Annotated in this window: 16 protein-coding genes; 6 read left to right on the top strand and 10 right to left on the bottom strand. The window is 43.1% G+C overall.

Annotated elements, in window-relative coordinates; all coding sequences use genetic code 11:
- Position 1: 1 nt before the first annotated feature.
- Positions 2–727, top strand: a complete 726-nt coding sequence (gene rnc / locus Q0R52_RS23390; protein WP_252791101.1) for a ribonuclease III — start codon at positions 2–4, stop codon at positions 725–727.
- A 46-nt stretch (positions 728–773) separates the two neighbouring features.
- Here the strand turns inward: rnc and Q0R52_RS23385 are convergent, their stop codons facing one another.
- The gene (locus Q0R52_RS23385) at positions 774–1,532 is read right to left on the bottom strand and encodes a hypothetical protein (protein ID WP_295799306.1); all 759 of its coding nucleotides are present in this window, start codon (positions 1,530–1,532) and stop codon (positions 774–776) included.
- Positions 1,533–1,701: 169 nt separating this feature from the next.
- On the bottom strand, positions 1,702–2,208 hold the full coding sequence (locus Q0R52_RS23380; protein WP_295799304.1) for a hypothetical protein: 507 nt from the start codon (positions 2,206–2,208) through the stop codon (positions 1,702–1,704).
- 173 nt (positions 2,209–2,381) lie between these two features.
- Between Q0R52_RS23380 and Q0R52_RS23375 the strand changes: the two genes are divergently transcribed.
- The 4 genes from Q0R52_RS23375 (at position 2,382) to Q0R52_RS23360 (ending at position 5,234) form a co-directional block, all read left to right on the top strand.
- The gene (locus tag Q0R52_RS23375) at positions 2,382–3,257 is read left to right on the top strand and encodes a YicC/YloC family endoribonuclease (protein WP_295799302.1); all 876 of its coding nucleotides are present in this window, start codon (positions 2,382–2,384) and stop codon (positions 3,255–3,257) included.
- A gap of 76 nt (positions 3,258–3,333) precedes the next feature.
- Entirely contained in the window at positions 3,334–3,909 is a 576-nt protein-coding gene (gene gmk, locus Q0R52_RS23370; RefSeq protein WP_295799299.1) for a guanylate kinase, read from the top strand.
- A gap of 65 nt (positions 3,910–3,974) precedes the next feature.
- A complete protein-coding gene (gene nadD, locus Q0R52_RS23365) occupies positions 3,975–4,550 on the top strand; it encodes a nicotinate (nicotinamide) nucleotide adenylyltransferase (RefSeq protein ID WP_252791096.1) in 576 nt (191 codons plus the stop codon).
- Positions 4,551–4,634: 84 nt separating this feature from the next.
- Positions 4,635–5,234 (top strand): tRNA-(ms[2]io[6]A)-hydroxylase, encoded by a 600-nt coding sequence (locus Q0R52_RS23360; RefSeq protein WP_295799294.1) that lies wholly within the window; start codon positions 4,635–4,637, stop codon positions 5,232–5,234.
- A gap of 176 nt (positions 5,235–5,410) precedes the next feature.
- Here the strand turns inward: Q0R52_RS23360 and atpC are convergent, their stop codons facing one another.
- From atpC to Q0R52_RS23345, 3 genes are all read right to left on the bottom strand, one after another.
- Entirely contained in the window at positions 5,411–5,665 is a 255-nt protein-coding gene (gene atpC, locus Q0R52_RS23355; protein WP_295799291.1) for an ATP synthase F1 subunit epsilon, read from the bottom strand.
- Positions 5,666–5,753: 88 nt separating this feature from the next.
- Positions 5,754–7,259, bottom strand: coding sequence for a F0F1 ATP synthase subunit beta (atpD, locus tag Q0R52_RS23350; protein WP_252791093.1), 1,506 nt, complete (start codon positions 7,257–7,259; stop codon positions 5,754–5,756).
- A 219-nt stretch (positions 7,260–7,478) separates the two neighbouring features.
- Entirely contained in the window at positions 7,479–8,462 is a 984-nt protein-coding gene (locus tag Q0R52_RS23345) for an NAD(P)H-quinone oxidoreductase (protein WP_295799288.1), read from the bottom strand.
- An 86-nt stretch (positions 8,463–8,548) separates the two neighbouring features.
- Between Q0R52_RS23345 and Q0R52_RS23340 the strand changes: the two genes are divergently transcribed.
- Positions 8,549–9,328, top strand: coding sequence for a DUF1835 domain-containing protein (locus Q0R52_RS23340; RefSeq protein ID WP_295799287.1), 780 nt, complete (start codon positions 8,549–8,551; stop codon positions 9,326–9,328).
- 41 nt (positions 9,329–9,369) lie between these two features.
- Here the strand turns inward: Q0R52_RS23340 and Q0R52_RS23335 are convergent, their stop codons facing one another.
- From Q0R52_RS23335 to Q0R52_RS23315, 5 genes are read right to left on the bottom strand one after another with little or no spacing between them, the layout of a single operon-like run.
- The gene (locus tag Q0R52_RS23335; RefSeq protein ID WP_295799285.1) at positions 9,370–10,413 is read right to left on the bottom strand and encodes an adenylate/guanylate cyclase domain-containing protein; all 1,044 of its coding nucleotides are present in this window, start codon (positions 10,411–10,413) and stop codon (positions 9,370–9,372) included.
- Entirely contained in the window at positions 10,413–10,796 is a 384-nt protein-coding gene (locus Q0R52_RS23330) for a response regulator (protein ID WP_295799282.1), read from the bottom strand. Before Q0R52_RS23330 ends, Q0R52_RS23335 begins: the two co-directional genes overlap by 1 nt.
- 25 nt (positions 10,797–10,821) lie before the next feature.
- Complete coding sequence (locus Q0R52_RS23325) at positions 10,822–12,933, bottom strand: ATP-binding protein (RefSeq protein WP_295799279.1); 2,112 nt, start codon at positions 12,931–12,933, stop codon at positions 10,822–10,824.
- 2 nt (positions 12,934–12,935) lie between these two features.
- Complete coding sequence (locus Q0R52_RS23320) at positions 12,936–15,062, bottom strand: ATP-binding protein (RefSeq protein WP_295799276.1); 2,127 nt, start codon at positions 15,060–15,062, stop codon at positions 12,936–12,938.
- Positions 15,062–19,459 (bottom strand): ATP-binding protein, encoded by a 4,398-nt coding sequence (locus Q0R52_RS23315; RefSeq protein ID WP_295799274.1) that lies wholly within the window; start codon positions 19,457–19,459, stop codon positions 15,062–15,064. Before Q0R52_RS23315 ends, Q0R52_RS23320 begins: the two co-directional genes overlap by 1 nt.
- Positions 19,460–19,465: the final 6 nt, after the last annotated feature.

Here is a 19,465-nt window from a genome sequence, read left to right as displayed (position 1 = left end):
GATGCCTATAAGTCGTTTTTACAAACTATACCTATCTCCCAACAGAAAATACGTAAAGGTTTTAAAAAATTTGCTCGGTTTTGTACCGGGCAATTTGTCGTTATACAAACTTGCCTTTCGTCATAAATCTGTTGCCCAAAACATAAAAAAGGGAGTTAAAAACAGCAACGAAAGGCTTGAGTTTTTAGGCGATGCAGTGCTCGGCAGTGTTGTTGCCGAAGTACTTTTTAAACTTTATCCTTATGAGGACGAAGGCTTTTTAACCGAATTGCGCTCCAAAATAGTTAGCCGCAATAACCTTAACGCGCTTGCACGAAAATTGGGCTTTGATAAGCTGATTGAATACGATAGCCGCATGCTCAACTCATCGCGCCAGGGTTCGTTACTTGGCGATGCCTTTGAAGCGCTTATAGGTGCTGTATACCTCGACAAAGGCTACGACTTTACCAGGAACTTTTTGGTGAATCACATCATCAAAGCGCATGTTGACATCCGCACACTTGAGCAAACCGAAACAAACTTTAAAAGCAAGTTGATTGAGTGGTGCCAGCGTCACGGTAAAGACATTACATTTTACCTGGTTGGCAACCTTGAAGGCGAAAATAGTAAGTTATTTACCATACAGGCCATTATTGATGGCGAGGTAATGGGCCAGGGTAAAGAGTTCAGTAAAAAGAACGCGGAAAAACTAGCTGCGGAAAAGGCCTGTGAAAGTTTAGGGATCTGATCAGCAACCCAACCCTAAAGAATAGTAAAAAGAAATTTCTTTCGGTTTATAAAGGTTTTTCTTCTTTTGGTGTTAAAGACGGGCGGTTCAATTGCTCCAACTGCTTCCTGTCAGGCGCCTTCTCATAATATTCGAAGTTTTTCTTAACCTGTTTTATCAGTTCGTAATCGTTCCACTGTTTCAGATCTTCGTAGCTTGGGGTGTAATATTCCATAAAACCTTTAGCAGTAGTGCTATCGGTACTGGTTACCCGCATTACCATTGCCCTGTTATAGCGGCGCCTTACTTCAGCAAATTCGAGCTCTCCTTTTGAGAAAGCTGCAAAGCGGCGGGCCTGGCCGGGGCCCTTTCCAAATAATTCATATAAGCCTGTTAATGGCGATGTTAGAAATGACAGTACCGGCGGCTTCCCGTTATAATAAATTCCCTGCCTGTGGTAGTCCTTCATTACATCATTCAACTCCTGCTTTTTCGATTGCCCGTTAATTGTTACCTGGTCGAGCTGAATAACCGGCTGCATATAAACCGGGATGTCGCCTTTTTCTTTAACTACCACCTTCAGATCGGTATAGTTGTTTTTATTAAACAGCAGCGTATCGCCAATAGCAGCGTTAATAGAAAACCACCCCAGCTCATCGCTCATCATCACATTTTTTGTGCGTAAGTTGGTAATTAATACCTGCGCAAGTCGCTCTACACTTATGTTACGGGATATTACCCCCCTAAGCACAAAGCTATCCTGCGCCGAGGCATTAAGGCCAAGGCACAAACAAATAAATGCCAATATGATATATCTGCAGCGCATGTAAACTATTCCGGCCGCAAACTTAAAGATTGTATTTGAAAGCAAATGTGAAAAAATGTTAAAGAGACCCACTAATTGTAGCAACATGCCAGCGTAATAGCATTAACCGTACCAAATTTGACCAGGTTAAATTCAAACCACGTTAAAACAACTGCCGGAGTTTGAGCAATTATTTAAAATTCCCTTTTATTATCTTGTATATCTCACCAAGTTTAGGAATCACTTTGCCGCGTTCGATGCCTTTGGTATCAAAGGTTATCATGCATGTACCAAGCACAAATTGGGTGCGTACCGCGTTACCGGGCGAATACTGATCGCCGGGGGCTGTCATGTAAAATGCTGATTCACCCCCCTCTGTAAATCCTTTTATATCCTTATAAAAACCCGTTGCTACTCCCCCTTTTGCAATACTCTGCGTATTACCATCGTATGCACTTTTCAACATAGACGCGGCTCCATTAACCGTATAGAAGTCAACATATTGTACAATAACTTCAGTTTTATTGTCCGCCGACCGGCGTGAACAATACTTACCTCCCATTTTGCTGGGGGCATCTTTTACGTCGCAACCCAAAAGCTGGTTAATTTGAGCGGTAGTAATAAATGTGGCGGCATCTCTCTTAGTTTGGACTACGCTTGTTAAAAGCAGCAGTGCCAACATTAGCGTGGTTTTCATTGCTGTGCGGGTTAAAGTTTAAAATAAAGTTAATTGAAATTATCATTCAATCAAACACTTAGCTTTTTATAGATGGGCAATTGGCGACTAAGAATATACAGTTGAGAATTACAATTTTGTGGCAGGTGGCCATGACTACTCGGAGTTTCCGACTAAAACACCTATCTTTGCGCATGATAAAATCCATGACCGGCTATGGAATTGCCAGCATCGACGCTGATGGGGCAAAATATACTGTCGAAATAAAATCCCTGAACAGTAAATTCCTTGAGCTATCGCTTCGCTTGCCAAAAACTTTTGCTGAAAAAGAATTCCAGCTGCGTAATGACTGCAGCAAGCAAATTGAGCGCGGCAAGGTAAACCTGTCGGTAAATGTTGAAAAGGCAAACACCACCAGCAATGCAGCCGGAATTGACAAAGAATTGCTTAAGCATTATTTTGAACAATTAAAGGCTGTTAGTCTTGATTTGAATGAGCCCACCAGTAATTTATTACAGCTTGCCCTTGGCCTTCCCGAAGTTGTAAAATACGAAGAGGAAACAGCATCGGAGGAAGAATGGAAGGTTGCCGAAAAAGCATACCAACAGGCACTGGCTGCATTTCAACAGTTCAGAAGCGACGAAGGCAATGTACTTGAACAAGATTTGAAATACCGCATAGGTATCATCATGAAAAACCTGGAACTGGTTGAAATTGAAGAGCCGAAACGCGTACCAGTAATAAAGGAACGACTTAACCAGTTTTTAAGTGAAGCAGTTGGCCGCGAAGCCATTGACCAAAACCGCTTTGAGCAGGAATTGATATATTACATAGATAAGCTTGATATCACCGAGGAAAAAATACGCCTCCGTACGCACTGCGACTACTTTATTGAAACGTTGAAAAACGATGACGCAAATGGCAAAAAACTGAGCTTTATATCGCAGGAAATTGGCCGTGAGGTAAACACCCTCGGCTCAAAAGCTAACGACGCCAATATGCAAAAGCTGGTAGTCGGGATGAAAGAAGAGCTTGAAAAAATAAAAGAACAACTACTAAACGTGTTGTAATGTTGCAACGTTGTAAGGTTGAAATGTTAAAAAAATCAACTTTACAACATTTCAACATTCAAACTTTACAACAAATATGAACCCTTCAGGTAAACTCATTATATTTTCGGCACCGTCGGGCGCAGGCAAAACAACTATAGTACACCACCTGCTTAAAAAAGTGCCTGAACTTGAGTTTTCCATTTCGGCAACTACACGTAATGCCCGCGGCGAAGAAGTAAACGGCAAAGACTATTACTTTATAAGCAAAGAGGAATTTTTGCACCGTATTGCCAAAAAACAGTTTGTTGAGTTTGAAGAAGTGTATAACGGCACTTTTTATGGCACCCTCCGCACAGAAATTGAACGGATTTGGCAAAAAGGCAAAACAGTGATATTTGATATCGATGTAGAGGGTGGTCTCCACCTTAAACGCAAGTACGAAGAACAGGCGTTGGCGATATTTGTGCAGCCGCCTTCATTAGAAGTGCTGAAAGAACGCTTGGCCGGCCGTGGCACCGACAGCCAGGAAAAACTTGCCGAACGCTTTATAAAAGCCGAAAAAGAATTGAATTACGCGCCTCAATTTGATATTATCCTGAAAAATTACGATCTTCAAACGGCGTGTGCAGAGGCGGAGAAATTGGTGGGCGATTTTCTTTCGGTGAGATAGTTCATAGTTGATGGTTTATCATTGAATCATCCGGTAACATTTAACACAATTAACCATGAACAAGAATGAAAATAGGACTACTGTTTGGTTCATTTAACCCGGTGCATGTAGGGCACCTTATTATTGCCAACTACATGGCAAATTACACAACACTTGATAAAGTGTGGTTGGTTGTATCTCCTCAAAATCCACTAAAAAAGTACGGCGACCTGATAAATACCTACGACCGGCTGGAGATGTGTAAACTGGCTACCGACAACTCTAAAAACATACAGGTTAGCGATGTGGAGTTAAAGTTGCCCCAACCATCATATACCATTGACACCCTTGCCCATTTAAAAGAAAAGTACCCGCAGCATGAGTTTGCGCTGATTATGGGTTCAGACAACCTGGTGTCGTTACCCAAATGGAAAAACTACAAGCTGATACTGCGCGACTACCAGATATTTGTTTACCCCCGCCCCGGCTATGAAAACACCGATTTGGCCACACACCCATCGGTAACCATCACCATGACCCCGTTGATGGAGCTATCGGCGACCTTTATCCGGCAATCGCTTAAAGACAAAAAAAACGTGCAATATTTTGTACCTGATGTTGTGTTGGACTTTATTGAGAGCAAGAACCTTTATGGACGGTAAATAATAAGCCGGTGTTTCCGTTTTAACTTAATCAACCTGATCTAACCCAATCAACCATTCAATTCAAACGCTTATCTTTACCCTGTGAGCGAGAAAACAATCCTTAAGCTGCAATTGCCGACCGACCCACTGTGGGTTAAAAACGTTGTGGAAAGCAATATAGAAGAGTTGCTGACCGACCATGCCTTCTGCGAACAAAAGGCTGCCAGTAACGCCATAACGCTTATTGTGCAGAACCCCAATCTATCAGACCTTGTGCAGGACATGACCATGCTGGTGATGGAGGAAATGGATCATTTTAAACGCGTACACGACATAATACTCCAACGTGGCTTTGTATTGGGCCGCGAACGCAAGGATAATTATGTAAACGAGTTGCGTAAGTTCATTGTAATTGGTGGTGGTCGCGAAGCGCAACTGATAGACCGGCTTCTGTTTTCCGCGATGATTGAAGCCCGCAGTTGCGAGCGGTTTAAAGTACTTTCTGAAAACATTAATGACGAACAACTATCCACCTTCTACCACGAGCTGATGATAAGCGAAGCTACCCATTATGCCATGTTCATCCGCCTGGCAAAAAAATATGCCGTGGATATTGATGTAGATGCACGATGGAAACAATACCTCGAATTTGAGGCACAAGTGGTAAAGAATTACGGAAAGGCGGAGACGATACATGGATGAATGATTTGATGATCGTCGATTTGAAAATGAGGCTCCTGAATTCATATATGGCCAAAGTCTTAATCTTCAAATTAGCACATTTTCAAATCTTCAAATCGACGCGTCATCTACACATCAAAAAAAAATCCCCGGCCAAACGACCAGGGATTTTATATTTTAAATTAGGGAAAGGGCAATTATTTTTGCTGAATCCCTTCGGCCAGGATAACAACTTTATTGTTAGAAGCCTCAACAACACCGCCTTTTATAAACAAAGTTTCCTCTTTGCCGGCACTGCCGCCACGTATAGTTACTTTGCCATCCTCTAAAGTAGAGATAATTGGCGCGTGGTGATTCAGTATTTCAAAATATCCCAAAGTACCAGGAAGAGTTACCGAGGTAGCTTCACCTTCGTAAACAGTTTTATCGGGAGTAAGGATTTCTAATGTCATATTTTTATAGAGTCAAGAGCCAAGAGTCAAGAATCAAGACTTGGAGTTTTCTTCCTGGTTCTTGACTCTTGGCTCTTGATTCTAATTCTTAATTATTCGCTTCTTCTATAATCTTCTTGCCTTTTTCTATTGCTTCTTCAATGCTTCCTACAAGGTTGAACGCTGCTTCAGGATATTCATCCACTTCACCATCCATAATCATATTAAAGCCTTTTATGGTTTCTTTAATATCAACCAATACACCTTTTAAGCCTGTAAACTGCTCAGCAACGTGGAACGGCTGTGATAAGAAACGCTGAACACGACGTGCACGCGATACAACCAATTTATCTTCTTCACTCAACTCATCCATACCCAGGATGGCGATGATGTCCTGAAGCTCTTTATAGCGCTGCAAAGTTTCTTTAACGCGTTGTGCAGTATTGTAGTGCTCATCACCTAAAATAGCAGCGCTAAGGATACGCGAGGTTGAATCCAAAGGATCCACCGCAGGGTAAATACCTAGCTCGGCAATTTTACGCGAAAGTACTGTTGTAGCATCTAAGTGGGCAAAGGTTGTAGCCGGCGCCGGGTCAGTCAAGTCATCCGCAGGTACGTAAACGGCCTGTACAGATGTAATTGAACCACGTTTGGTTGATGTAATACGCTCCTGCATGTTACCCATCTCTGTTGCCAGTGTTGGCTGGTAACCTACCGCCGATGGCATACGACCAAGCAACGCCGATACTTCAGATCCTGCCTGTGTAAAGCGGAAGATGTTATCGATAAAGAATAAGATATCACGGCCTTTACCTTCAGCATCACCATCACGGAAATATTCGGCAATAGTTAAACCAGAAAGCGCCACACGTGCACGTGCACCAGGAGGCTCGTTCATTTGTCCGAAAACGAAAGTTGCTTTTGAGTCTTTTAATGCTTCAGGGTCTACTTTAGATAAGTCCCATCCACCTTCTTCCATGGAGTGCATAAATGCATCGCCATATTTTATAATGCCTGATTCAAGCATTTCGCGCAGTAAGTCGTTACCTTCACGGGTACGCTCGCCTACACCGGCGAATACTGATAAACCAGAGTATGCTTTTGCAATGTTGTTGATCAATTCCTGGATCAGTACGGTTTTACCTACACCCGCACCACCGAACAAACCAATTTTACCACCTTTTACATAAGGCTCTAACAAGTCGATAACTTTAATACCGGTAAATAACACTTCGGTTTCGGTAGAAAGGTCTTCGAACCTTGGAGGGGCAGCGTGAATAGGGCGGCCATTGGTATTATCCAGGTTAGGGATACCATCGATAGCATCGCCAACCACGTTAAATACGCGTCCTTTAATATCTTCGCCAACCGGCATTTTTATCGCCGATTCCAAATCCAAAACCTTCATTCCGCGAAGCAGACCGTCAGTTGAATCCATGGCGATTGCGCGAACGCGATCTTCACCTAAATGCTGTTGAACCTCTAAAATAACCTTCTGACCATTTTCCTTTGTGATCTCTAATGCATCATAAATTTTAGGAAGATGAGCGTCATCAGCGAAGCTTACGTCAACTACCGGACCGATGATCCGTGATATTTTTCCAATGTTTGGCATATATTACCTGGTAATTTTAAGTATTTATTACAAAACAAAAGATATCATAAAAATACCGCCTGTTTCGGAGCGCAAAGTTATGATTTATAAACAAATATTAAAATAGGAGAAGTAAGATTTTTTGACTGAATATTTAGCAGGCAGTTTCCGGCTATTAGTTCGCAACTTTTTTTTGTTAAATATGGAGATTTTTTTTGTTTTTAATGCTGCAAACCAGCACTAATACCAACTCAGCACTATCTTCCCGGTATGCCCGCTGCTTTCCATCAGCCGGTGCGCATCAGCAGCCTTTTCGGCAGGGAAAGTTTTATAAACTACGGGCTTTATATCTCCCGATAAAACTAAAGGCCAGATATTTTTTTCGAGGTTATTAGCAATCTCTGCTTTAAAAGCCACCTCCCTCGAGCGCAGCATAGAACCTGTTATAGTTAATCGTTTTCGCATCACAACTGACAGATCAACCTGTACATCCTTGCCGTTCATGGCGTTAATCAACACCAGGCGGCCTTCATCAGCCAATGAAGCAAGGTTACCCGGGGTATAGTCACCGCCAATCATGTCCAAAACAACATCAACCCCTTTGCCGTTGGTAAGCTGCTTAATAACATCCGGAAAGATTTCTGTTTTATAGTTTATGGCTTTTGCGGCGCCCAGTTTCTCACAAAACCGGCACTTTTCGTCGCTGCCGGCAGTTGTATAAACGGTATGTCCCAAAGCTTTTGCCATTTGGATAACAGTAACCCCAATGCCGCTTGAACCGCCGTGTACCAGCAGCGTTTCATCGCCTTTTAATTGCCCTCTGTCAAAAACATTGCTCCAAACGGTAAAAAATGTCTCGGGTAGCGATGCTGCCTCTTCAAACGTTAAATTACCCGGCACCGGCAGGCATTGTCCTTCGGGCACGCTGCAATATTCTGCATAGCCGCCGCCTATTACCAGCGCACAAACTTTGTCGCCAACTTTCCAGCGGCTAACTTCGGCCCCAACCTTCTCAACCACCCCGGCTATTTCCAAACCAGGAATATCAGCCGGTGCGCCTTGTGGCGGCGGGTAGTTTCCTTTCCGCTGGTAAACATCGGGCCGGTTAACGCCCGCTGCGTGCACTTTTACCAGGACGTCGGTTGGCGCATATTCGGGCACCGGTCGTTCTGCAAGCTGCAAAACATCAGCGCCGCCGGGTTGGGTTATTACTATGGCTTTCATCAGGCTAATATAACTTTAAACACTTTCAGAATGTTTTTCATTTCAAAATCATAGTTTTGTTATTGCCCCCTTAAATATTAAAAAACATGAGCATTCTCCACATTCTCAACGGCGATTCTACGCGATATGGTTTCGAGCAAACAGGTATTGAAGGCAATATTATGGTTTGGCGCGAGGTGCTTTCAGAGGGCCCGGTTGAAGAAAATATTTCAGCAGCCAGTTTCTGGCATAACCGCGAAGAATGGATCAACAAAACGTTTAACGAACAAACCGAAGGCTATCAACATAAAATGCTCGACGAGTTAAGCAAACTTAACGGGCAATATGATGAAGTAAATCTATGGTTTGAGTTTGATTTGCATTGCCAGGCCAACCTATTGGGCGTACTGGCTTACATGGAACAAAAAACAGACCTGTCATTACCCGCTGTGTATTTGATTTGCCCCGGCGACTTTCCCGGCAAAGCAGATTTCAGGGGCATGGGCGAACTAAATGGTGAAGAATTGGAATACCTGTTTGATAACATACAGGAACAACTTAGTCAGGAGGACTTTACCATAGCAGCAGCCGCGTGGAAAGCTTATGTAAGTAAGGATGCGAAAGTGCTGCGTAAATTTATTGACACCACTGAATTTTGGGGCAGCCATCATTTTTTAAAGCCTGCTTTACAGGCACAGCTTAATCGGCTCGAGATAAACGAAAACGGATTAAATTATATAGAACAAACATTGCTTGACATCTACCAATCCGGGATAAGAACCAAACCTGAAATTTACCTGGAGTTTTGGAAAACCGAAAAAATATATGGGATGGGCGATGCCGAGATAGATATTTATATCAAGAAATTAAACCTTGAACTAAAGTAGAGTCCTATCAAAAGCACAACACAGAAACTTTTTGAAGCAAATTATTCAATCACCTCGTAAATGGTAACCGGTTTAGCTTTATTTTTAAGCACAACTTCGCCAATCTTCTCGCATTTGAACGATTCTTTGGCTTTGTGGTAAACTTCTTCAGTAATAATTATCTGCCCGGCTTTAGCCGCTGACTGCAGGCGCTGCGACAGGTTTACGGTATCGCCTATTACAGTGTAATCAAGCCGTTTTAACGAGGCAGAACCGATATTCCCCGATACCATTTCGCCGGAATTGATGCCGATCGATACTTCCGGTTTATAGGATATATCCCCAAGCTTTATTTCAGGCATGTTTTTTAGCTGTTCGCGCACCACCAGTGCCACATCTATTGCTTTATCTAAATGGTAATCGCCCCGAAAAACCGACATTACGGCATCGCCCATAAATTTATCGACATGACCTCCCTGGGCAAGAATTTCCTTAACAATATTATCAAACAAGCCATTAAGCAACGTAACCACAGTGTTGGCAGGAACCTGTTCGGTAATGGCGGTAAAACCGCACACGTCAATAAACATTACGGTAGCGTCAATCAGCTCGTTTTTCATCAGGCTGCCTTCAAACTCCTTGTGGTTCATAAAGTTCAGCACGTTTTCGTCAACATACATCTTTAGGATGTTGTTTTCTTTAATGGCCTTCATGGTCTCCTGCAGTTGGCGCACGTGCACTATGGTTTTTTCCATAGTAAGGTCAAGGTCTTCAAAGTCAACGGGCTTGCACACAAAGTCGAAAGCCCCGCGGTTCATGGCGGTGCGTATATTCTGCATATCGCCATAGGCCGATACCACTACCGCTTTCACCATTGGGTTGGCTTCGGGCAGGCGGCTTAGCAGCGTCAGCCCATCCATTACGGGCATATTTATATCGCTTAATATAACATCCAGGTCCGGGTGCTCTTTTACGCGCTCAAGGGCTTCTTCACCATTTTGGGCAAACACAAACTCATAAACGTTTTCGCGTATTTTACGGCGAAATTTTTGTTTTACTAATAACTCCAAGTCGGCCTCATCATCAACCACTAATATCTTAGCCATTATTCACCAAATGTTTTAAGTTTTTCTTTTAATAAATTAAAATCCAGGGGCTTTGTTAAAAAATCGTCGGCGCCATTTTCCATAGCCTGCCTGTGGTTTTCCTCATCGCCGTAAGCAGTAATCATCATTACAACCGGCGGGGGCGGCGGATTATGAAAATCATGACGTATATGGGTAAGCAATTCAAGCCCGCTCATACCCGGCATGTTTATGTCCGATAAGATCAGCACAATTTCTGAGTGTGCATTATGTAAAACATTAAGCGCTTCTTCTCCCGATTGGGCAAAGGTAAATTCAATTTCGTTGTTTTTTATTTCTTTACGAAAGCGCTGTATAAAAAGGGGTTGCACATCGGCTTCGTCGTCAACTACTAATATTTTCATGGCTGTTAAATATAGGTATTAAAATTTATATGGGTATCGATATTTTGAACTCAGTGTACTTTCCATCCTCGCTCTCCACTTCAAGTTTGCCTCCATGCGCTTTTACTACAATTTCATAACTTAATGACAGACCTAAGCCGGTTCCTTCGCCTGTGGGTTTAGTGGTAAAAAACGGCTGCATGATCTTTTCTTTGATCGCGTCTGGTATGCCAATGCCATTATCGCGCACTATAGCGCCCCAGCCCCCTGAAGGGGGAGCAAAAGTCTTTATTTCGACAGTGGGTTTATAATTTGAGCCTGCAGTTTTTGCCTTTTGGTTTACTGCATAAAAAGCATTGTTGAACAGGTTGAGCATCACCCTCCCAATGTCTTGCTGCACCACTTCTATTTTGGGCAGACCTGGATCAAAATGAGTGATCAATTCAGCATTGAAGGATTTATCTTTTGCCCTTAAGCCATGGTAGGATAGCCGCATAAACTCCTCAGCTATCACATTCAGGTCGGTAGGTTCCTTTTGCCCGCTATTGTTACGGGAGTGTTCGAGCATGCCTTTCACAATGGCATCGGCCCGTTTGCCATGCTGGTTTATTTTTTGCTGATTTTCCTTTATGTCGTTTGCTATCGCCTTGACCTCTTCATAATCGCCTTTATCAATCCCCTCCTGCATTTCATCTATCAACTCGGTATTTACTTCGCTAAAGTTGTTTACAAAGTTCAGCGGGTTTTGTATTTCGTGGGCTATGCCGGCGGTGAGTTCGCCCAGTGAGGCCATTTTCTCACGTTGCACCAACTGGGTTTGGGTCGCTTTCAGTTCGTTAAATGAGTATTCAAGTTCTGATGTTCTCGCGGTTACTTGTTGCTCCAGGGTTTCATTCTGCGTAGCAAGTATTTGCTGTTTTTCGGCAGAAAGGTTTTCTACCTCAACCAATTTTCTTTCTAATACAAGGTTAGTTTGGGCGAAATCAAAACCGATATAAATGGAAACAGAGAGAGGGATACCTAATTGTGATATAGCGAAAAAATAAGGAAGATACTCTCCTGAACCAGTTGCAGATGCCCCTAAAAAGAGCAGCCAAAAAAAGAAGAAGATGAAGGCCCCGACAGTAATGATCCACGCTCCCCTTTTATTTTTTCTGACGGCTTTGATCGCTATTCTTAACACATCAGCACTCATACATGGGATAAATCCACCGCCAAAAACCAGCCATCCCCATTTATATTCAAACAATGCAAATGGTATGCATATAACACCGAATATAGGCAAGCCGAAGAAAAACACATCTGCTTTTTGATCAATGAGTTTATAAATGGCAACCAATAGAAATAGAAGACTTACAACATTTATACCAAGTGAAAAGTTTTCGGCCCAATACCATGAAGCAATGTAATGGGAATTCATTATTATGATTGCGAGTACGTAGTTAACGACCGAAAGCAATGCGTATATCGAAAAATACAGATTTATTACTTGTTTGGTATACGACAAATAAAAGGTAAAATAAAGCAAGGAGAGAACAGCAAATATACATGCAAGTGCTATGTTATATTGCAGGTTAACAGGCCCTTCAGATAGCGTTTGCGTGCCATTGTCGATGGATACCAATTTGATTGCCAAACATTTGTTTGAAACCTGAAAAATGGTTGTATAGCGAATGCCCGGCTGAAATGCATACCGTACTGCTAATACTTGAATTTCTTGATTTAAAACCGGGAATGATACTGGGTTGTTAGCAGGAGCAAAAGCCTCTACTTTTTCCGCGTTGTTACTCAAAATTCCGAAATGGTGAATTAACTTTCCATTTAAATATATCGCCGAAGCACCCGACTGCTTAATTAGCATCACCAGTTGATTATTAAGGGAACTGTCTATAGACAGATGCAGGCGAAGCCAGAATATCTTTCCTGTTTTTGGAATTTGTGGCAAATCAAAAATATCCCGGGTAGGATCAACAGACTTCCATGAGGTGTCGTTGAAGTCGATATTAGCATATTCCGGTTTGTCGTCCAATAAATATTTCCAGCCTTTATCCAGTAAAAACCCATTACCATTTAAGGAGTCTACTTTTATTGTGCTGTTTTTTTGACCAAACATTACAATTGGGAGTAATATCAACAACAGGAATAGCTTTTGTTTCAACTTCAATGTGTGTTAACTGGTAAATAAATAATAAAATCCGAGCCTTCGCCCTCAATGCTATCAACTTTTATAAGTCCCCCATGCCCCTTCACCACCATATCGTAAGTTAAACTCAATCCCAATCCTGTGCCCTCACCCGTTGGTTTGGTTGTAAAAAATGGCTGCATGATCTTCTCTTTAATGTCATCTGGAATGCCAATGCCGTTGTCTTTTACTTTAACAATTACCTGCCCGTTTTCTAAAGAGGTGGTTACCGACACCTCAGCCTTATAGTTATTACCTGCTTTTTTTTGTTTTTGGCTTACCGCATAAAAGGCATTGTTAAACAAATTAAGTAATACCCGCCCAATATCCTGTTGCACAACGTTTACACCTGGAAGTTTATCATCAAAATTCGTAACTAATTCGGTGTTGAAGGTCTTGTCTTTCGCCCGCAAACCGTGGTACGACAGTTTTAAAAATTCATCGGCAAGCGTATTTATATTGGTTAATTGCCGCTCGCCTGTACTGGTGCGGCTGTGTTGCAACATCCCTTTTACAATAAAATCCGCACGCTTGCCATGCTGGTTTATTTTTTGCTGATTTTCTTTGATATCGTTTGCTATCGCCCTTACTTCTTCAAAATCGCCTTTGTCAATTTCCTCCTGCATTTCATCTATTAACTCGGTATTTACTTCGCTAAAGTTGTTTACGAAGTTTAGCGGGTTTTGAATTTCGTGCGCTATGCCTGCGGTTAACTCGCCTAGAGAAGCCATTTTTGCCGATTGTATCAATTGGGACTGGGCCGATTTAAGTTCAGTTAACGATTGACTTAACTGTGCAGTGCGCTCACCTACCTGTTGTTCCAGCTTTTCGTTTTGCCCTGCCAGCAGTTCCTGCTTTTCGAGCTGGTATTTTGTATTTTGGTGAGATAGTTCCTGCACTTCTATCAACTTTGTTTCGAGTGAGCGATAGGTGATTGCTGTCCTTATTGCCAGGAAAACTGTCATCCCAACCGGCAGACTTATCTGCGAAAACATAAACAGCAGTTCGCCCCAATCGCCCGGAATTAAATTTGACAAAACCAGCAACGACAGAAACAATAAGCTTCCGGCAATTATAAAAAGCGCTCCGCTTTTTTTAGCTTTTAACGCCCAAATTCCAATGCGCAGGCACTCCAGTGCATTAACCAGCGGCGTAACATAAAAAAGCAGGTAATAGGCGTAAGTAGTGTTTATCCAAATAAAAGAAACGCAAATAACGGAAAAAGATAAAATTATTTTAATAACCAGTCGGCCCCGGTAATCAAATAACTCATAAATGGTTAAGGGCAGGAAAACGAAACCAATAAAGCCCAAAAAGGCGATCAAACTAAGCCAAAATATCACCACGGGCGAATGCTGACCAGTGACTGTAAAATTGGTATAGGTGGCAAAAAGCAATATGAAGGTTATTATGGCATAATAGAGGTGTGCCCTTTGCTTACGATAATACAGATATGAGGCAAGATGCGTAATGGTAAGGATGAAGAACATGCCAATAAGCAGCAAGTTATGATCACTAAATTGCCTGTCTATAGCGGTAACTATCGCATGATTATTTTCGGCGTTTGTTTTGACATTAATCTCAAGGCTAAAAGTGAGATAAAGGCTGCCAATATCCCTGTATTTTAAAAGGAATTTGCTGGCGACTAACTGAACAGCAACAACATGGCTGCCTGCGGACAGTTTTACCGGTAAAGGATAACCAAGTGGGTCATACATTTTTACCGGCTCAACAAGGGAACCATAGCTTTTAACGGGCTTACCGTCAACGTAAATTACAGAAGCGACGTTCTGGTAAATTACAAATGCAAAATCCGTTGTCTTTAAACTACTGTCAATAAATAAATGCAGCCTGAGCCAGAAGTGGTCACTTTTACTATCCAGTATTATTTGCTCCAATAATGAATCGCAATTTGCCCACTTATGATCATCAAACCCGGGCTGTGCCCATTGCGGGTTATCGCCGGGGCTAATTTTCCAACCCTGTGGCAAAATATCCTGTTGGGATAATTTATCCAGCTTAAAAACCTTGTCCGGCACTTGCTGGGCCAGGGCGTTTACCGGCAAAATCAACAACAGTAATAACGCGAGGTATATTTTTTTCATCAGCCTTGGTTTAGCGGTAGTGTAACTGTAAATTCAGAAAATTCACCCTCTGCCGTTTCAACGTTAATGGTGCCGGCGTGCACTTTTACAACCATGTCATAAGTTAAACTTAAGCCTAACCCAGTCCCTTCACCCGTAGGTTTAGTGGTAAAAAATGGCTGCATTATCTTTTCTTTGATATGATGCGGCATACCCACGCCGTTGTCGCGCACTATAGCCCCCCAGCCCCCTGAAGGGGGAGCAAAAGTGGTTATCTCAACGGTCGACTTATAATCAGGGCCTGCGGTCTTTGCTTTTTGATTTACAGCATAAAAAGCATTGTTAAAAAGGTTGAGCATTACCCTCCCGATATCCTGGGGAATAACGTATACTTTCGGCAGGCTTTCATCAAATTTGGTGATGAGTTCCGCGTTGAACGATTTGTCTTTTGCACGCAAACCGTGGTAGGATAGTTTAAAAAACTCATCGGCAATGGCGTTAAGATTGGTAAGCTGTTTTTCACCGGCGCTTGAGCGTGAGTGCTGGAGCATACCTTTTACGATACTGTCAGCGCGTTTGCCGTGGTGATTTATTTTTTCTTCGTTTTGTTTGATATCAGCGGCAATAGCCAGGGCCTCATCAATATTGCCCGCTTTCAGCTCTTCCGCCAGTTCGTCTATCATCTCGCGGTTCACTTCGCTAAAATTATTTACGAAGTTGAGCGGGTTTTGTATCTCGTGGGCTATGCCGGCTGTAAGTTCACCAAGCGAAGCCATCTTTTCAGATTGGATGAGTTGCTTTTGAGCGGACTGTAAATTGGTTAAGGCTTCTTCGGCGCGTTTTTTTTCTGTCTGTAATTTAATCAGATCTTCTTCGGCCTGTATAGCATGGGCTTCGGCTATTTTAAGGTCGTTAAAGCGGGTATAGGTAAGGTTAAACACGCCAGCGAAGCGCTCCATTAAATTAACCGTTTCGGCAGGCTGAGGTTCAGGCGAAGCTATGCCGATAAGGCCCTGCGAAAAATAGGTTATAAGCTGCACTCTTCTTTTTTGCGAAAGCCCAAGTTTAAAAGGCACTTTGAGCTCATTTCCAAGGTAATCGAAGTATTCTTTCAACTCTTTTCCCTGCATATCAATGGTGATGGATTTTTTATGCGCCTTCCAACCTTTATACATTTTATTAACCGATTTATTACGGTTAATATTTCCCATAAATTTTGTGCTGATTTTACTGCCATCTTCGGCAGTTGCCCACAGTTCTATATCGCCGCTATAATCATGAATTATGCCGATAAATAAACGATTGGGTTGAATGCCAAGGCTGATGAGCTGTTTAAAAACTACCACCGCCGTTTGTGCCAGTTCATCGCTCTTTTGCATAGCCATGGTGCGGCTGCGTACACGTTCCAGGCCTGCTTCAATTTGGGCCTCCCTTACCTGGCTCTCTGCTTTTTGCAAATCAAGGAAACGGGTGTAGGTTTGTTCAAACACCTTTGCAAAACGCTCCAGGAGCATAATGCTCTCCGCCGGACGGGGTTCGGCATATTGCACATTAATCAGGCCTTTTGAAAATATTGCCACATTAATAACGCGACGTTTTTCATTGGCATTAACAGGTGCGCCCCCGGTACCGGCCCGGTAGTGCATAAAATCAATGAGTGCGTTGCCACTCAGGTCGATGGTGAGCGATCTTTGGTTCTTTTTCCAGGCATCGTATATTTTGCGCGTTACATTGGGCTCGTCGATAGAGAATCTATACGCAAGGTTATTCAGGTTGCCATGCATGGTAACCCAATACTCAATTACACCCTCCTCTTCGTTAATAATTCCGATGGTGGCCTGGTCGGGATTTTCACCCAGCTCTTTAAACTGCTGAAACAAAACAAACACCGTTTCGGCCAGCTCTTTGCTGCGCTGCATCGCCATGGTACGGGCGCGTACACGCTCCAGCGCCAATTGAATTCTCGATTCGCGAGCCTGGGCCTCTGCCTTTTGCAGATCGAGGAAACGGGTGTAGGTTCGTTCAAATTCAATAGCAAACCGGGCTAATATTTTTTTCTGCTCTTCCTGTAACTCATTTTTAACCAATACCCCAAAGCAGCCATATTTCATAAAGGCCTCAACGTAGTACAAGCCCCCGTCAAAATGCCGTGGCGTTAATTGCTCCACTCCAGCTATAAGTTCTTGCCAAGCGGCAAAATAACTCTTCACGCCCGCAGGGGGCACATGGTAGGAAATAACAGACTCATCACCTTTCCAATCAATTAAACATTGGGCCGTAGCCGGTTCACTCCGGTCGAGCGGATAATCTATCGCTTTGCTTTCAAAAGTTTTTGAATCATTTTCGGCCCATGCCGCCCAAAATACGTGGCGGTCTTTTTCCTCATCAGGCAGCCATAAGAATGAAAACGCAGAATGGATACCGAGGTGTAAAACCTGTTCGTGAAAAACACGCAAGGTATCGTCCAGTTCGCTGGAGTGCTGCATAATCATGCTTTGGGTACGGGTACGTTCCAGCGCTACTTCTATTTTCGCTTCCCTTGCCTGCGCTTCGGCCCTTTGCAAATCGAGGAAGCGGGTATAGGTTTGCTCAAACACCGAAGCAAATCGTTTGCTTAAATCACCAATACCGTGTGCTGGCTCTTTGGTGATAAGAAGTAAATAACCCTGATTGAAAAAGCCGACATAATAGCACTGCCTGGACGGAAGCGCCAGCCCAGACTCTTCCAATATCTCTATTGCTTCCTTAACAGAAGGTATAGTCCGCAGGAACTTATAGTGTTCAGCCAGCTCATCTCCCTCCCATATTTTTTCGTGATGAGCCTTTCCGCGTAATGAGGCTATATATATATCACGATGCGTGGGTTCTTCCTTGTACGGGATCAGCATTGGGGGTAGCAGGCCACCGGAATCCGCAGCCATCCATACTTCAGACAGGTCATTTTTTTTCCAGATGCAAAACCCACACGACCAGGTTTCAAATCCCAGCTCTTTTATTTGTTCGAAAAGAACAGAAGCTGTATCGGCCAACTCAGCGGAATGGTGCATAGCCATAGTCCGGGCTCTAACCCTTTCCAGGGCTAATTGAATTTGCGATTCGCGGGTTTGCGCTTCGGATTTTTGCAGGTCGAGGAAGCGGGTATAGGTTTGTTCAAAAACCCTGGCAAAACGTTTGAAAATATCGTGGGCTTCGGGCACCGGCTCAAACGTAATAAACATCAGGTAGCCGTATTTAAACGGGGCTACATGGTCCAGCTGGTAAGTTGGAAAAGGGGTGCCCGCAGTTTTCATTTTTAACAAGGCTTCACCTACAATAGGTATAGTAGCCATGTATTCGTAGTGTGCGGTACAGGCCTCACCTGCAAATTCCTTTATATAAAGCGTTTCGCCTCTTAGGCACGCGTCATAGTACCGTTTCCACACATTTTCCCTTGGTACAATGTATGCGGGCAAATTACTAAACCATTCCAGGGAGTCATTTTCTCTGAAAATGTTAAAAGCGCAATCCCAGGTTTTTATTCCCAAAGCTGCTACCTGCTGTTCCAGTAAACGCGATGCTTCAGCCAGCTCATTACTGCTGTGCATAGCCATGGTACGTGCCCGAACGCGTTCTAAAGCCAATTGAACTTGTGCCTCACGGGCTTGTGCCTCCGCCAACTGTATATCAGCGAAACGACGATAGGCGAGGTCGAAAACATTGCGGAAGCGCTTTATTATTTCGAGCTCGGCTTCATTTATAGGGGTATAGAACGTTATGCCCCAGGCTATCAACCCCAGCGAAAACCAATAATAGTTTAATGCAGTTACTTCGTCGAGATGCGGGTCGACAAACTGGCCGCTTTCCTTTTGATAAGCTATCCACTTCTTAAGTTCGGCCCCTTCAAATGAGTGAGTGAAAAGCAATCCGGGGCCGGCAAGCATTTTTTTTGCGAATGCGTTTTGAACCGGATGACGGCCGTAGTCGATCTCCGTAATAAACGTTTTATCGTATAGCCGGTAATACTCATAGTTTATATAAGTATTTTTTGCATCATTAAATATTGCCGTCTGCACGTTCCGGATATCATTGATTTGCAATATCGTTAGCTGTTCACAAATTATACGGCAAACGTCAAGCATATCGCCCGGCACCCGCATGGCTAATGCCGACGACCGTACTTTTTCCAAAGCAGCTTCTATCTCCAGTTCATGATTTTTATCTTCAACAGCTTTTCTTTTATGTTCAAGCTCCTCGATGGTTTCTTCCAGCAGGATGGCCGTTGTTCTTTTTACTTTCTCGGTTCTTTCAAGTTTAAATTCCGTAATGGTCAATTCAGAGTCTGTGGCCTTTACAGCATTGCCAAGGGTTGCTTTTTCTTCGGCGGTTAGGCTTTCTGCCTGCTGTATATAGTCCTGGATCTTTTGTAAATGCTGGTTCATTTTTTG

It is taken from the genome of Mucilaginibacter sp., assembly GCF_025359345.1.
GTDB lineage: Bacteria > Bacteroidota > Bacteroidia > Sphingobacteriales > Sphingobacteriaceae > Mucilaginibacter.
Note: the sequence above shows the minus strand (reverse complement) of the source record. Positions and strands in the feature narration are given on the sequence as shown.

Bases quoted from the DNA above. Each gene is read 5' to 3' on its own strand.
- rnc (WP_252791101.1), top strand. From the start codon at position 2: ATGCCTATAAGTCGTTTTTACAAACTATACCTATCTCCCAACAGAAAA.
- Q0R52_RS23385 (WP_295799306.1), bottom strand. From the start codon at position 1,532: ATGCGCTGCAGATATATCATATTGGCATTTATTTGTTTGTGCCTTGGC.
- Q0R52_RS23380 (WP_295799304.1), bottom strand. From the start codon at position 2,208: ATGAAAACCACGCTAATGTTGGCACTGCTGCTTTTAACAAGCGTAGTC.
- Q0R52_RS23375 (WP_295799302.1), top strand. From the start codon at position 2,382: ATGATAAAATCCATGACCGGCTATGGAATTGCCAGCATCGACGCTGAT.
- gmk (WP_295799299.1), top strand. From the start codon at position 3,334: ATGAACCCTTCAGGTAAACTCATTATATTTTCGGCACCGTCGGGCGCA.
- nadD (WP_252791096.1), top strand. From the start codon at position 3,975: ATGAAAATAGGACTACTGTTTGGTTCATTTAACCCGGTGCATGTAGGG.
- atpC (WP_295799291.1), bottom strand. From the start codon at position 5,665: ATGACATTAGAAATCCTTACTCCCGATAAAACTGTTTACGAAGGTGAA.
- atpD (WP_252791093.1), bottom strand. From the start codon at position 7,259: ATGCCAAACATTGGAAAAATATCACGGATCATCGGTCCGGTAGTTGAC.
- Q0R52_RS23345 (WP_295799288.1), bottom strand. From the start codon at position 8,462: ATGAAAGCCATAGTAATAACCCAACCCGGCGGCGCTGATGTTTTGCAG.
- Q0R52_RS23340 (WP_295799287.1), top strand. From the start codon at position 8,549: ATGAGCATTCTCCACATTCTCAACGGCGATTCTACGCGATATGGTTTC.
- Q0R52_RS23335 (WP_295799285.1), bottom strand. From the start codon at position 10,413: ATGGCTAAGATATTAGTGGTTGATGATGAGGCCGACTTGGAGTTATTA.
- Q0R52_RS23330 (WP_295799282.1), bottom strand. From the start codon at position 10,796: ATGAAAATATTAGTAGTTGACGACGAAGCCGATGTGCAACCCCTTTTT.
- Q0R52_RS23320 (WP_295799276.1), bottom strand. From the start codon at position 15,062: ATGAAAAAAATATACCTCGCGTTATTACTGTTGTTGATTTTGCCGGTA.
- Q0R52_RS23315 (WP_295799274.1), bottom strand. From the start codon at position 19,459: ATGAACCAGCATTTACAAAAGATCCAGGACTATATACAGCAGGCAGAA.